The sequence below is a fragment of the Rhodomicrobium sp. R_RK_3 genome (genome assembly GCF_002198715.1).
Lineage (GTDB): Bacteria > Pseudomonadota > Alphaproteobacteria > Rhizobiales > Rhodomicrobiaceae > R-RK-3.
The window spans coordinates 85324-98712 of the sequence record NZ_MWLK01000001.1 but is presented as its reverse complement, the minus strand read 5'-3'; the positions used below and the strand labels follow the sequence as shown (position 1 = coordinate 98712).

The 13389-nt window shown below is 63.9% G+C and carries 12 protein-coding genes; 8 read left to right on the top strand and 4 right to left on the bottom strand.

Going from position 1 to position 13389, the window contains the following annotated elements; genetic code table 11:
* Window positions 1-19: 19 nt before the first annotated feature.
* Both BLEFHOIH_RS00445 and dnaE read left to right on the top strand, forming a co-directional pair.
* Window positions 20-304: a GIY-YIG nuclease family protein gene (locus BLEFHOIH_RS00445; protein WP_088342523.1), complete on the top strand. Its 285-nt coding sequence runs from the start codon at window positions 20-22 to the stop codon at window positions 302-304.
* A gap of 598 nt (window positions 305-902) precedes the next feature.
* Window positions 903-4382 carry a DNA polymerase III subunit alpha gene (gene dnaE / locus BLEFHOIH_RS00440; RefSeq protein WP_088342522.1) on the top strand — a complete coding sequence of 1160 codons (3480 nt, stop codon included), beginning with the start codon at window positions 903-905 and terminating at the stop codon, window positions 4380-4382.
* Between the two features lie 35 nt (window positions 4383-4417).
* Here the strand turns inward: dnaE and BLEFHOIH_RS25995 are convergent, their stop codons facing one another.
* From BLEFHOIH_RS25995 to BLEFHOIH_RS00430, 4 genes are all read right to left on the bottom strand, one after another.
* Window positions 4418-5308: a hypothetical protein gene (locus BLEFHOIH_RS25995; protein WP_125461521.1), complete on the bottom strand. Its 891-nt coding sequence runs from the start codon at window positions 5306-5308 to the stop codon at window positions 4418-4420.
* A gap of 187 nt (window positions 5309-5495) precedes the next feature.
* Entirely contained in the window at window positions 5496-5750 is a 255-nt protein-coding gene (locus BLEFHOIH_RS00435) for a hypothetical protein (protein WP_088342521.1), read from the bottom strand.
* Window positions 5747-6064, bottom strand: coding sequence for a helix-turn-helix domain-containing protein (locus tag BLEFHOIH_RS25990; RefSeq protein WP_125461520.1), 318 nt, complete (start codon window positions 6062-6064; stop codon window positions 5747-5749). Before BLEFHOIH_RS25990 ends, BLEFHOIH_RS00435 begins: the two co-directional genes overlap by 4 nt.
* Before the next feature lie 206 nt (window positions 6065-6270).
* Window positions 6271-7569: a DUF2254 domain-containing protein gene (locus BLEFHOIH_RS00430; protein ID WP_170936923.1), complete on the bottom strand. Its 1299-nt coding sequence runs from the start codon at window positions 7567-7569 to the stop codon at window positions 6271-6273.
* 303 nt (window positions 7570-7872) lie between these two features.
* On the opposite strand from BLEFHOIH_RS00430, the gene BLEFHOIH_RS00425 reads away from it, so the two are divergent.
* From BLEFHOIH_RS00425 to BLEFHOIH_RS00400, 6 genes are all read left to right on the top strand, one after another.
* Window positions 7873-8946, top strand: coding sequence for a 30S ribosomal protein S2 (locus BLEFHOIH_RS00425; protein ID WP_088342519.1), 1074 nt, complete (start codon window positions 7873-7875; stop codon window positions 8944-8946).
* Between the two features lie 178 nt (window positions 8947-9124).
* Window positions 9125-10051 carry a translation elongation factor Ts gene (gene tsf / locus BLEFHOIH_RS00420; protein WP_088342518.1) on the top strand — a complete coding sequence of 309 codons (927 nt, stop codon included), beginning with the start codon at window positions 9125-9127 and terminating at the stop codon, window positions 10049-10051.
* A 211-nt stretch (window positions 10052-10262) separates the two neighbouring features.
* Window positions 10263-11000 (top strand): UMP kinase, encoded by a 738-nt coding sequence (gene pyrH / locus BLEFHOIH_RS00415; RefSeq protein ID WP_088342517.1) that lies wholly within the window; start codon window positions 10263-10265, stop codon window positions 10998-11000.
* A 140-nt stretch (window positions 11001-11140) separates the two neighbouring features.
* On the top strand, window positions 11141-11704 hold the full coding sequence (frr, locus tag BLEFHOIH_RS00410) for a ribosome recycling factor (protein WP_088342516.1): 564 nt from the start codon (window positions 11141-11143) through the stop codon (window positions 11702-11704).
* A 57-nt stretch (window positions 11705-11761) separates the two neighbouring features.
* Window positions 11762-12517, top strand: coding sequence for an isoprenyl transferase (locus BLEFHOIH_RS00405; protein WP_088342515.1), 756 nt, complete (start codon window positions 11762-11764; stop codon window positions 12515-12517).
* Window positions 12505-13389, top strand: coding sequence for a phosphatidate cytidylyltransferase (locus tag BLEFHOIH_RS00400; RefSeq protein WP_088342514.1), 885 nt, complete (start codon window positions 12505-12507; stop codon window positions 13387-13389). The genes BLEFHOIH_RS00405 and BLEFHOIH_RS00400 overlap by 13 nt, the downstream gene beginning before the upstream one ends.

Here is a 13389-nt window from a genome sequence, read left to right as displayed (position 1 = left end):
GAGTGCCAGGGCGCCCGCAATGCACTTCGTCTATGTCCTCACCAACCGCAAGCACGGCACGCTCTACATCGGCGTGACCAATGATCTGCCCGCGCGGATTGCATCGCACCGTGCAGGATCGGGTTCCGAATTCGTCCGGAAGCACGCTTTGTCTCGGCTCGTCTGCGTCCAGCCCTTCAGCACCGCGGCCGAGGCTATCGCCCAGGAAAAGCGTCTGAAGAAGTGGCATCGGAGTTGGAAAATCCACCTGATCGAGGCCGACAATCCCGAGTGGCGCGACCTCTACGAGACGCTGATGTGTTGAGCCTTCAAGCTTTATTCCGTCGCCCCGGCCGTAAGAGCCGGGGCCCACTCGCATATCCTCTTGCCGCAGCGATCGCGGATCAGCCATTGGGTCCCGGCTCACCGCTTCGCGGCGTCCGGGACGACGGGAGGGGGTAGCCCGTCTCATGAAAACGCTGAGATGTGAACAATGTGAATCCCCTTACTCCGTTGCCTCGGCCGAGAGAGCCGGGGCCCACTCGCCTAACGGCTGGCGAAGCGGCAGCGGAGACGGGATTGGGTCCCGGCTCACGCTTCGCGGCGTCCGGGACGACGGGTTGGCAGATGGGCCGATCACAATGAGGCGCTACGAGGTGGAGTACAGGTGTGTCCTACTCCCCGTCGCCCCGGCCGTCAGAGTTGGGGCCTACTCGCATCTCCGCTTGCCGCAGTGCTCGCGGATCGATGATTGGGTCCCGGCTCGCCGCTTCGCGGCGTCCGGGACGACGAGATGATGACAAGGTTTATCCGCCGCGCCACCCCCGTCACACTCCCCATTGAATAACCCGCACATCCCCCTTTAATATCCGGCCCTGGGCCTTCAAGCTTGCACCTCACGATTCGATGAGGGCGAAACGGCAATGGCGGCAACACCCGGCTTCATACATTTGCGCCTCCACTCGGCCTATTCGCTGCTGGAGGGGGCGCTGCCCGTCAAGGCGCTGGCCAAGCTCGCCGCCAAGGACGCCCAGCCCGCGCTCGCCGTCACCGACCGCAACAATTTGTTCGGCGCGCTCGAGATCGCCGAAACCCTCGTCGGCGCGGGCATCCAGCCGATCACCGGCTGCACCCTCTCGATCGCCGCCGCCGATCCCGAGCCCGACGCCGCGCGCAAGAACGGGCAGGCCCCCGGCATCCAGCTCGCCGGCTCCATCGCCCTGCTGGTCAAGGACCAGGAGGGCTACAAAAACCTGCTCAGCCTCACCAGCGCCGCCTTCATCGACCATCCGGACGACACCCAGATCCACGTCACCTGGGACGAGATCGCCCGCCATAACCAGGGCCTGATCGCCCTGACCGGCGGCCCGGACGGCCCCATCGACAGCCTCCTGCGCGAGGACAACCACGCCGCCGCCCGCACCCAGCTCGAGGCGATGCACGCGCTCTTCGGCAACCGCCTCTACATCGAGATCCAGCGCCACGGCACGGCCGAGGAAAAGCGCGTCGAGGCCGAGCTGCTGAAGCTCGCCTACGCCCTCAACATCCCGCTCGCGGCAACCAATCAGTGCTACTTCCCCGCCCGCGAGGATTTTGAGGCGCACGAGGCCCTGATCTGCATCGCGGAGGGCCGCTACATCTCCGAGGACGAGCGGCGCAAGCTGACGCCGGAGCATTATTTCAAGTCGCGCGCGGAAATGATGGCGCTGTTCGCCGACCTGCCGGAGGCGCTGGACAACACCATCGAGATCGCCCGCCGCTGCGCCTTCCGGCCAAAAATGCGCAGCCCGATCCTGCCGCAATTCACCGCGACCGACGGCGACAAGGATGACGCCAACGCCGCCGAGACCGCCGAGCTGTGCCGGCAGGCGCGCGAGGGCCTCGCCGAGCGGCTGCGCGTCGTGGGCCTCGCCGAGGGCGCGAGCGAGGAGGACTACCGGACCCGGCTCGAATTCGAGCTGAACGTCATCGCCACGATGAAATTCTCCGGCTACTTCCTCATCGTCTCGGACTTCATCAAATGGGCCAAGGCGCACGGCATTCCGGTCGGGCCGGGGCGCGGCTCGGGCGCGGGTTCCGTCGCGGCATGGTCGCTCTCGATCACCGATCTCGACCCCTTGCGCTTCGGCCTGCTGTTCGAGCGCTTCCTCAATCCCGAGCGCGTCTCGATGCCGGATTTCGACATCGACTTCTGCCAGGACCGGCGCGACGAAGTCATCCGCTATGTGCAGGAGAAATACGGCCAGCGCCGCGTCGCCCAGATCATCACCTTCGGCAAGCTGCAGGCCCGCGCCGTGCTGCGCGACGTCGGCCGCGTGCTGCAAATGCCCTACGGCCAGGTCGACCGGCTCTGCAAGCTGGTGCCGAACAATCCCGCCAATCCGGTGACGCTCGCCGAGGCCATCGAGGGCGAGCCGCAGCTCCAGGACCAGCGCGACAGCGATCCGGTGGTCAAGCGCCTCTTGGAGATCGCGCAGAAGCTGGAAGGCCTCTACCGGCACGCCTCGACCCACGCGGCGGGCGTCGTCATCGGCGACCGGCCGCTGATCGAACTCGTCCCGCTCTACCGCGACCCGCGCTCGACGCTCCCCGTCACCCAGTTCAACATGAAATGGGTGGAGCCGGCCGGCCTCGTCAAATTCGACTTCCTGGGCCTCAAGACGCTGACCGTCATCCAGAAGGCGCTGGCGCTGATCAAACAGCGCGGCATCGAGCTGGATCTGGCGACGCTCGGCCTCGACGATACCAAAACCTACGAACTTCTGGCCAAGGGCGACACGGTCGGCGTGTTCCAGCTGGAATCGACGGGCATGCGCGAAAGCCTGCGCAAGCTAAAGCCCGACCGTTTCGGCGACATCATCGCCATGGTCTCGCTCTACCGCCCCGGCCCAATGGACAACATCCCGACCTATATCAACCGCAAATACGGGCTCGAAAAGGTCGATTACATGCACCCGCTGATCCAGCCGGTGCTGGAGGAGACCTACGGCGTCATCATCTACCAGGAGCAGGTGATGCAGATCGCGCAGCGGCTGTCGAGCTACTCGCTCGGCGAAGCCGACCTGCTGCGCCGCGCCATGGGCAAGAAGATCAAGGCGGAGATGGACAAGCAGAAGGCGCGCTTCATGGAGGGCGCCATCAAGAACGGCGTCGACAAGGGCCGCGCCGACTACATCTTCGAAATGGTGGCCAAATTCGCCGGCTACGGCTTCAACAAGTCCCACGCCGCCGCCTATGCGCTGCTCGCCTATCACACCGCCTTCCTGAAGGCCAATTACCCCGTCGAGTTCCTGGCCGCCACCATGACCTACGACATGGGCAATACCGACAAGCTGTATTTGTTCGCCCAGGAGGCGCGGCGCAACAAGATCAAGGTGCTGCCGCCTTCGGTGAATTCATCCGGCGGCGAATTCCTGCCCGAGGACGGCGCCATCCGCTATTCGCTGGCGGCCTTGAAGAATATCGGGCGCGGCGCGGTCGAGCAGATCGCCGCCGAGCGGGCAGGGCAGGGCGGCTACCGGACGCTCGCCGACTTCGCCGAGCGGCTGAACCCGAAAGTGCTGAACAAGCGCGCGCTGGAAACGCTGGCGGCGGCCGGCGTCTTCGACGCGCTGGAGCCCAACCGCGCCCGCGTCTACGCCAATATCGAGCAGATCCTCTCCTTCTCCGGCCGCCTGGCCACCGATCGCGCCTCGGGCCAGTCCAGCCTGTTCGGCGGCGGCGGCCTGGAGCTGGCGACGGCGTCCAGCCTGCAACTGCGCGAGGTGCCGCGCTGGGACCTGATGGAAACGCTCAGCCACGAGCTGGACGCCATCGGCTTTTACCTGTCCGGCCACCCGCTCGACGACTATTCCGACGCGCTGACCCGCCTCAACATCATGCGCTGGTCCGAGCTGGAGGCGAAATTGCAAGGGCAGCCCCGCGCCGAGGCCCGCATCGCCGCGACCGTCACCTATAAGCAGGAGCGCCGCTCCAAATCCGGCAACCGCTTTGCCTTCGGCGGCTTCTCCGACCCGACCGGCCAGTTCGAGGCCGTCATCTTCTCCGACACGCTGGCGCTCGCCGGCGAGGCGCTGGAGCCCGGCAAGGCCGTGCTGCTCACCGTCGAGGCAGAGCTCGACGGCGAGAACGTCAAGACGCGCGTGAAGACCGTGCAGGATCTGGACGCGGCGCTGGGACGGTCGCGGTCGGGGCTGTGCATCGTCGCGGATGGGCGGCTGTCGGTCGAGCAGATGGTGAAGACGGTCGGCGACGGCGGCGCGACGGTGCTGAAGCTGCGCCTGCGGCTGGGCGATCCGGCGCGCGAGGTGGAGCTGAACCTGGGCGGGAATTTTGACGTGACGCCCCGGCAGGCCGGTGCGCTGAAGGCGCTGCCGGGGGTGATTGAGGTGGTGGCTTTTTGAGAGGAATTTCCTAAGGCATCCACTTCCGGGGAGCGTCAGATCTGAGCGCTGAATTCCCTCGGATAGCCCTTACGTAGCCGTTCGGAGTCTTGCCCGTCTATGATGCATATCCAGACGGGTTTGCCCGTACTTAACGACTTCGCGACAGCGAGCACACGCATTAACTCAATAACGCTCGGATCGATCTCCCGCCAATGTTGAGCTACAAATACCTCCGCAGGAAGAGTAAAGAGGCGTTGTGCCTGATCGCCGTTCTTTCCCATCCGGCCCGGGACTAAGCGCCCACTTTGCCCAGGCCCCTTGAAGGCAAAGGCTGCGTTCCGCCTTTGGCCATCCACCCTAAGGCGAGATGAAAACAAATCGCAATTCTCTCCACCCCAATCTTTAAATTGCCCGGCGTCACCTAATATATTTTGAATTCCGCGCTTGAAATGTTCTTCGCTGATCTCTTTTGACAAAGAATCTCCGACCGGAATAGACTTAATCCGATCAAAATTGGGGATTTCGTCAATCGTTAAATTCCTAACATCTGCACCTAGTGTCGGTAACCGCACCGTTAGAGGAAGGGGTGCTGCGATCAAATTCTTCCGTTTGGTCGGCCAAGCGTTAAGAGCTTTGGGGTCCCGGGCTAGCCTTAAGATTTTTGCCTTATTCACTTGGAAGAAGGTGATCATTTCATAAGCGGTCTCGCCTCCCTTTTTTGTCTGAGTCACGATAGTCCGCTTGGCAAGATCACTTCCGCATTGCAGGACCCGCGTCCTAGGCAAGCCGGTGACGGCAACAATGTCCGAGACAGTCTTGATTGGACTTTTGTGATGGTAAATTGCTCTGAACACGGCTTGCCGATGGCCTTTACCGATCGCCTTTGCAGCTTCCTCAATGTGTTCCGGCGTATTTGAAAGGTGATCGCGAACCGCAATTGCCATGACTACTGCCTGGGCTCCACTGTTCCCTTCGATGTTTTTGGAAACATTTTACTAATCTGGCTTTGAGAAGTGCCGAGGGCACCAGCAACCTGTGATTGGGTCGCGCCGGATCGCAACAGCGAAAAAATGAGAAGGCGCCTAATGTTGGTCAACTCTTCAAGTAAAGCTTCTTCGATTTTCGTGCCCATTAGGCTGCGTCCTCAATGTCCAAGGCCTTAACCCTACCGGTATTTTTCTTAGCCTTGTATAGTGCCACGCTTACTGCGTTCGGAGTAGAATCGCACAACATTGCGATCTCTTTAATCTGCAGACCCGCCTTGCTGAGTAAGATTGCTTTATCCTTGATCGAGCTAATATCTAAAGTAATGTTTAGCGCAATCAACCGGATCAAGGTATCTAGCTTGCCTTCGAGGCGACTGGAATCCTCATTGTCTAGCTTCATTTCGAACGCTCTTTCGGCATGACATCAGGTGGCAATGGATAGAGGTGCAGCAATTTAGCGTCACGTGCATCGCCAATTCGGAACAACGCGCCCGCATCGATCCATCGTGCAACTGTGCGGCTGAAGTTTCCTGGATCAATATTACTGGCTTTTGCTATGTCACCTTGACTCCGAGTACCATCACACATGTTGTACGCTAGCAGTTGCGCATGTTGACTGGTGCTGGGAGCGACTATTTTCGCGAGTTGGTCGGGTGGAAGTGCCTGACGGGCGACCATACTCAATATGGCGCGCAGATATGTTTCAGAACTCATGGCGATCGCTTGTGGCCGTTAAAAATAAGACATATTTAATCATAAACTGATTCGACGCCCAATATGTGCCCCATATGCAACACTTACGTACATTGTAATATGTATCGTCCGGATTTCCGCTGCCACGTGTTGCCCCTGAATCGGTTGCACGCCCCGCAACGCACACACGCGCAGTTTTCCCATGAGGGCCTCGGGAGAGGCCCCATTCATTCGCTCCGGCGGCCGGCTTCAAACTTGCCCGGCCCCACCGCCCTTAGCGCCGCCAAATCATACCCATCCCTCACCGACCGCTCCCCCGCGCCCGTCACCAGCTCAATATGCTCCCGCAGCACCCGCCGCTGCTCCTCGTCCCGTGCCTGCTCCAGCAGCGGCGTCAGCGTGCTCACCAGCCGGATCAGGATCGCCGGCTCCCCTTCGCCGGCCTGACGGATCTGGTTGAAGGCGACGTCCGCCAGGCCGCGAAAGGTCGTCGTCTCAGTCAGCAGCCGGGGTCGGCCCTCCTCGTCGCGCCAGACCCCGGTTTCCATGTCGCGCCGCATGATCGAGGCGACCGAAACGCCGAGCCGGTCGATGACGGCGATGGCGGTGAACGGGTCGTTGACGCCCGGCGACAGCGCCCGCAGCGCGATCTCCACCAACTGGCGGATCAGAAATTCCAGATCGCCGTTGCCGGTGCGCTCGCCAGCCAGCACCACATGGTTCGAGACGGCGCGCAGCAGCGTGTCGGTCAGCGCGGCGGCGGGATGGATTCGCCCATGCGCCCCGTGCGGCAGGATGTGCTGCCCCGGCCGCAGGTCGAGGTCGATCACCGCCCCGGCCTCCCTGGCGCATTCGACCAGGGCGCCGTGGTCGATGCCCTCGATATAGCCGCCGCGCTTGAATCGCAGGATGGCGCCGCCGTCGCCGAGGGCGGGCCGCTCGCCCGCCGCCGGTGCCGCTCCGGCGTCCGGCAGCATCTCCGCCGCGGCGGCGTCGAGGTCGGTGCCGATGCGGTTGATGATGGTGTCGGCGACGATCGAGCGGGCGAGGTGGTTGATGAAAAACAACAGCAGGAAGACGCAGGCCAGCACCATCGCCGTGCCGACCGACACGGCCAGGTTGGGCACCTTGCCGGCGCTGAGTTCACTGTTGATGCTGCGCAGCACGAGCACGACGTAGACGATGGTGGCGAGAAAGAAGCCCAGCATGGTCTGCGTGCGCCGGTCGGCCATGAAGATGCGGATCAGGCGCGGGCCGAGCTGGTTCGCGGCCAGCGTCAGCACCACCATGGTGATGGAGATGGCGAGCGTCGCCATGGTGATCATCGAGGCGAGCAGGCTCGACAGCAGCGAGGCGGCGTCGGAGGCGCTGCCGCTATGCAGCCACCACACCGTGGACTGCCCCAGATTGAGCCGGGTCCCCAGCGTCAGCCAGGCGAGCGCCACCGCGGCGAGGGTCATCAGCAGGGGAAGGAACCAGAGACCGGTACGCACCTGTTCCCAAAGCGAATTCAGGCGGACGAGCATGGCGGCCTCCCGGCTCTGCGCGGCATGGCGCTGACCGGGTAACGGCCCGGGGCGCGCAAGGTTCGGGGACGGGGCGGGCGCCCGCGCGTGCCGCCGACTCAACCTGTCCTGGCGGAGCCATGAAATCTTGCACCAGATCTTGCTATTTGCCCCGGCGCACCCTATAAGCAGCTCCATCACACACGCGGAATTTTCGCATGAAGGGCCTCGGGAGAGGCCCCATTCATTCGCTCCGGTGGCTGGCGTCGAACCCGGCCGCATGTTCCGCGGAGGATTTAACCGGAAAAGAAGGAGGGCGAGCCCATGGCTTTGCCACAGTTTACGATGCGTCAGCTCCTGGAAGCGGGCGTCCATTTCGGCCATCAGACCCATCGCTGGAACCCCAAAATGGAGCGTTACCTCTTTGGGGACCGCAACAAGATCCACATCATCGACCTCGCCCAGACCGTGCCGCTGCTGCATCAGGCGCTGGTCGCGGTGAGCGATATCGTGGCGCGCGGCGGCCGTGTGCTGTTCGTCGCGACCAAGCGCGCGGCGTCGGACGTCATCGCTGATGCGGCAAAGCGCTCGGCCCAGTATTACGTCAATCACCGCTGGCTCGGCGGCATGCTGACCAATTGGAAGACCATCACCAATTCGATCAAGCGCCTGCGCCAGCTCGACGAAATGCTCTCCAGCGGCACGGCGCACGGTTTCACCAAGAAGGAGCTGCTGCAGCTCACCCGCGAGCGCGACAAGCTCGAACAGGCCCTCGGCGGCATCCGCGACATGGGCGGCCTGCCCGACATGATGTTCATCATCGACACCAACAAGGAGTCGATCGCCGTCGCCGAAGCCAAGAAGCTCGGCATCCCGGTGATCGCGGTGGTCGACAGCAATTCCAACCCCGACGGCATCGACTTTTTGGTGCCGGGCAATGACGACGCCGGCCGCGCCATCACGCTCTATTGCGACCTGATCGCCCGCGCCGCCATCGACGGCATCGAACGCGGCGCATCGCGCGGCGGCGCTGACCTCGGCGCTTCGGCCGAGCCGCTCTCGGAAGACCTGTCCGGCGAGCCGCGCAAGGGCCGCCGGGCTCCGCGCGAGGTGGTCGAGACCGAACCGGCCCAGCTCTCCGGCTTCACGCCGCTGGCGGCAGCCGAGGGCGAGGCGGACGATCTCACCAAGCTGGCGGGCGTCGGCAAGGGCTGGGCGCGCAAGCTGAACGAGCACGGCATCTACCATTTCTGGCAGATCGCCGAGTTCACGCCGGACAATCTGGAAGAGCTGGACGAGTCCTTCAACGCCAAGGGCAAGATCAGCAAGAGCGGCTGGATCGAACAGGCCAAGACGCTCAAGGCGGAAGCCGCAGCACCGGCCGAGGCGACGGCTTAACCAGCCGCGCCTCAGGCGAGAGCTTGAATGTGCAAAACGCCCGTCCCCCCAAGCGGGGGGCGCGGCGTTATTGCAATATTCAGGTTCAGACACAAAGTAACAGCCCCGTTCCCTGACGTCGGAACGGATAACGCTCGAAAAGAGCAAAGCCCGAAATCTTAGGTTCAATGAGGCGGACATGGCAATAACGGCACAGATGGTCAAGGATCTGCGCGAGAAGACCGGCGCGGGCATGATGGACTGCAAGGCAGCCCTCACCGAGACGGGCGGCGACATGGAAGCCGGCATCGACTGGCTGCGCGCCAAGGGCCTGTCCAAGGCGGCCAAGAAAGCCGACCGCGTTGCGGCCGAAGGCCTGATCGGCGTCGCCGTCGAGCCCAAGGCCGGCACGGTGGTCGAGGTGAATTCGGAGACTGATTTCGTCGCCCGCAACGAGCTGTTCCAGTCGATGGTCAAGGAGATCGCGACGCTGGCTCTGAAGGCGAAGGGCGACACCGCCAAGCTCGCGGCCTCGCCCATGCCGGGCGGCAAGGCGGTGACGGACCACATCCAGGAGATGGTCGGCAAGATCGGCGAGAACATGAGTCTGCGCCGCACGGCCTATCTGACGGTCGGCGACGGCGTCGTGGCGAGCTATGTGCATAATTCGGTGGCGCCGGATCTGGGCAAGATGGGCGTGCTGGTCGCGGTCGAATCGACCGGTGACAAGGGCAAGCTGATGGAGCTCGGCCGCCAGATCGCCATGCATGTCGCGGCGACCAACCCGCTCGCTTTGACCGCCGAGGACATCGACCCGGTCGTGGTCGAACGCGAGCGCGCCGTACTCACCGAGCAGGCCCGTGAGCAGGGCAAGGGCAAGCCCGACGCGGTCATCGAGAAGATGGTGCAGGGCCGGCTCGACAAGTTCTTCAAGGAGTCGGTGCTGCTGAAGCAGATCTTCGTCATCGACGGCGAGAACACCGTCGAGCAGGCGATCGCGCTGGCCGAGAAGAAGATCGGCGCGCCTGTCAAGGTGACCGGCTTCGTGCGCTACGCGCTCGGCGAAGGCATCGAGAAGGCCGAGAGCGATTTCGCCGCTGAAGTCGCGGCGGCGGCGGCAGGTTAAGGGCTGAACAAGCAGCCCCCTCACCCGGTCGCCTCCGGCGCCCGCCCTCTCCCTCAAGGGGAGAGGGCAAAAAAAACGAGAGGCGCCCCGCTTGCCCTCTCCCCTCGAGGGAGAGGGCTCCGGCCGAAGGCCGGTGGGTGAGGGGGCCTTTTTTCCAGCAGCGGAAACCAATTGGGTCTTGCAATGGCGGACAGTCTGAGGAGCCCCAAACATGGCCGCTGAATCGCCTCGCGCGCCGCTTTACCGGCGGGCCCTGCTAAAACTCTCCGGCGAGGCTTTACTCGGCGATGCCGCCTATGGCGTCGATCCCGCGACCGCGCTGCGCTTTGCCCGCGAGATTAAGGCCGCCTCGCTCGGCGGCACGCAGATCTGTGTGGTGATCGGCGGCGGCAATATCTTTCGCGGCATGGCGGGCGCCGCCTCCGGCATGGACCGGGTCAAGGCCGATTATATCGGCATGCTGGCGACGGTGATGAACGCCGTTGCGCTCGGCAATGCACTGGAGCGGGCAGGGGCAGCGGTTGCCATCCACTCGGCGATTCCCGTCGAGCAGGTCGGCGCCGAGCTGTTCCAGCGCGACCGCGCGCTGCGGGATCTCGCCGCAGGCAAGATCGTGATTTTCGCCGGCGGCACCGGCAACCCGTTCTTCACGACGGACACCACCGCCGCCTTGCGCGCCGCCGAAATGGGCTGCGACGTCATCCTCAAGGCCACCCAGGTCGACGGCGTCTATTCCGCCGATCCCAAGCGCGACCCGAATGCGGTGCGCTACGAAAGGCTGACCTATGACGAGGCGCTCGCCCGCAATCTGAAGATCATGGACGGCGCGGCCTTTGCGCTCGCGCGCGATGCGGCGATCCCGATCCTGGTCTTCTGCGTCGAAGGCGAGGGCAGCATCGAGCAGGTGCTCTATGGCGAGCTGGCCTCGACCCTGGTGACGGCGGGCTGAGCCGCGCCGCGCCCGGCGACGGCCCCCGGGGCCTTGCGCGGAACACCTAAACCGGCGGGGATGATATTGCGCTCCGCCCCGCAAGGCATTACCACAGAATCGATTTACGGCGTCAAAACCGCGAAGCAAGGATCAAGACCATGGCGGACGGCAATTTCGACCTCAAGGATATCGAGAAGCGGATGCGCGGCGCGCTCCAAATTCTCAAACAGGAATTCGGCGGTCTGCGCACCGGCCGGGCCAGCGCCAGCCTGCTCGATCCGATCATGGTCAGCGCCTATGGCTCGAAGATGCCGATCAACCAGGTGGCGACGGTCTCGGTGCCCGAGCCGCGCATGATCTCGGTCTCGGTCTGGGACAAGAGCATGGTCAACGCCGTCGACAAGGCCATTCGCGAGAGCGATCTCGGCCTCAACCCGGTCATGGACGGCACCACGCTGCGCCTGCCCATCCCGGAGCTGAACCAGGAGCGGCGCACCGAGCTCTCCAAGATCGCCGCCAAATATGCCGAGCAGGCGCGGATTTCGGTCCGCAATGTCCGCCGCGACGGCATGGACCTGCTGAAGCGCCTCGAAAAGGATCATTCCATCGGCGAGGACGATCATCATTCGCTGTCGGCCAAGGTGCAGGAGCTGACAGACAAGATTATTAAGGAAATCGACGGCACGCTTTCGACCAAGGAAGCCGAAATCATGCAGGTCTAGGCCCGCGGCCGGTTTCTTTCGTGTTCTAGGTTCATAGTGGACGGGTTGGCACTTGCGATGACGCCACCAGAAAATGCGGTTTCGATGGATGCGGCGGGGCCCGTCCCCGCTCATATTGCGATCATCATGGACGGCAATGGCCGCTGGGCCAAGCAGCGCGGCCTGCCGCGCGCCGAGGGCCACCGGCGGGGCGTCGAGTCGGTGCGCGCCTGCGTCCGGGCGGCCATCGAGCTCGGCATCGGCCATCTGACGCTCTACACCTTCTCGTCCGAGAACTGGCGCCGCCCGCAGGACGAGATCACCGACCTGATGGGGCTTTTGAAGCTGTTCATCCGGCGGGACCTTGCCGATCTGCACGAGCAGAATGTCCGCATCCGCGTCATCGGCACCGAGGAAAAGGTCGAGCCTGAGGTGGTGAAGCTGATCCGCGACGCGGTCGAGATCACCAGGAACAACACCGGCCTCGGCCTCACCACGGCTTTCAATTACGGCTCACGCGACGAGATCGCGCGGGCGGCGCGGGCGCTCGCGCTGAAGGCGGCGCGCGGCGAGATCGACCCCGCCGACATCAGCGCCGAGATGTTCGACGCCCAGCTCGACACGCACGGCCTGCCGGAGCCCGACCTGATGATCCGCACCGGCGGCGACAAGCGCATCAGCAACTTCCTGCTCTGGCAATGCGCCTATACCGAATTCGTCTTCTTCGATGCCTATTGGCCGGATTTCTCCAAGGAGATGCTGGTCAAGGCCGTCTCCGACTTTCAGAGCCGGGAGCGCCGCTTCGGAGGATTGAGCGCAAGATGCAGCGCGTGACGGGTGAACCGATTTCATCCGAAAACGGGCAGGGCACGGCACATCAGGGCAAGACACGGGAATTATCGGTCCGGATCTATTCGGCGCTGATCCTCGTCGCCGTCGCGCTCTTCCTCACCCTCACCAGCCTCGAAAGCTTCGCCGTGCTGATCACCCTGTTCATCGCCGCCATGGCGTGGGAATGGGGCCGGCTGGTGCGCAATTCCGGCTTCGACGCCGCCTTCTTCGTCCAGCTTGCCGCGACCGCCATCGCCTCCTGGGCGACGGTGCGCGGCTGCCTGAGCTGCGCCCTTTTCGCCGTCATCCTTGGCACCATCGGCGTCTTCGCCGTGCGCGCCTTCAAGGACGAGCGCCCGCAAGCCTGGTGGTCGGCGGCGGGGGTCTATTACGCGGGGCTGCCCGCCATCGCCCTGATCTGGCTGCGGAGCGACGCCGCCTATGGCTGGCAGGCGATCCTCTACATCTTCGCCATCGTCTGGACCACCGACAGCGCCGCCTATGTGTTCGGCCGCTGGCTCGGCGGCCCGAAGCTTGCGCCGCGCATCTCACCCAAGAAGACATGGTCCGGCCTGATCGGGGGCGCGCTGGCGGCCGGGCTCGCCGGCCTCATCTTCGGCATCCTGATCGGCGAGAGCAATGGGCGGCTGGCGCTGCTCGCCATCGGGCTCGCGGCCGTCGCCCAGCTCGGCGATCTCGGCGAATCGGCGCTGAAGCGCGTCTTCGGCATGAAGGATTCCAGCGGCCTCATTCCCGGTCATGGCGGCGTGCTCGACCGCATTGACGGCCTCGTCGTCGTCGCGGTGGCGGCGGGCATCATCGCCTGGAGCCTCGACCCCGCCAATCCCGGCCGCGCATTATTGCTCTGGCCATGA

Excerpts from the sequence above, each read along its gene's own strand:
- BLEFHOIH_RS00445 (WP_088342523.1), top strand. The coding sequence starts at position 20 with ATGCACTTCGTCTATGTCCTCACCAACCGCAAGCACGGCACGCTCTAC.
- dnaE (WP_088342522.1), top strand. The coding sequence starts at position 903 with ATGGCGGCAACACCCGGCTTCATACATTTGCGCCTCCACTCGGCCTAT.
- BLEFHOIH_RS25995 (WP_125461521.1), bottom strand. The coding sequence starts at position 5,308 with ATGGCAATTGCGGTTCGCGATCACCTTTCAAATACGCCGGAACACATT.
- BLEFHOIH_RS00435 (WP_088342521.1), bottom strand. The coding sequence starts at position 5,750 with ATGAAGCTAGACAATGAGGATTCCAGTCGCCTCGAAGGCAAGCTAGAT.
- BLEFHOIH_RS25990 (WP_125461520.1), bottom strand. The coding sequence starts at position 6,064 with ATGAGTTCTGAAACATATCTGCGCGCCATATTGAGTATGGTCGCCCGT.
- BLEFHOIH_RS00430 (WP_170936923.1), bottom strand. The coding sequence starts at position 7,569 with ATGCTCGTCCGCCTGAATTCGCTTTGGGAACAGGTGCGTACCGGTCTC.
- BLEFHOIH_RS00425 (WP_088342519.1), top strand. The coding sequence starts at position 7,873 with ATGGCTTTGCCACAGTTTACGATGCGTCAGCTCCTGGAAGCGGGCGTC.
- tsf (WP_088342518.1), top strand. The coding sequence starts at position 9,125 with ATGGCAATAACGGCACAGATGGTCAAGGATCTGCGCGAGAAGACCGGC.
- pyrH (WP_088342517.1), top strand. The coding sequence starts at position 10,263 with ATGGCCGCTGAATCGCCTCGCGCGCCGCTTTACCGGCGGGCCCTGCTA.
- frr (WP_088342516.1), top strand. The coding sequence starts at position 11,141 with ATGGCGGACGGCAATTTCGACCTCAAGGATATCGAGAAGCGGATGCGC.
- BLEFHOIH_RS00405 (WP_088342515.1), top strand. The coding sequence starts at position 11,762 with ATGACGCCACCAGAAAATGCGGTTTCGATGGATGCGGCGGGGCCCGTC.
- BLEFHOIH_RS00400 (WP_088342514.1), top strand. The coding sequence starts at position 12,505 with ATGCAGCGCGTGACGGGTGAACCGATTTCATCCGAAAACGGGCAGGGC.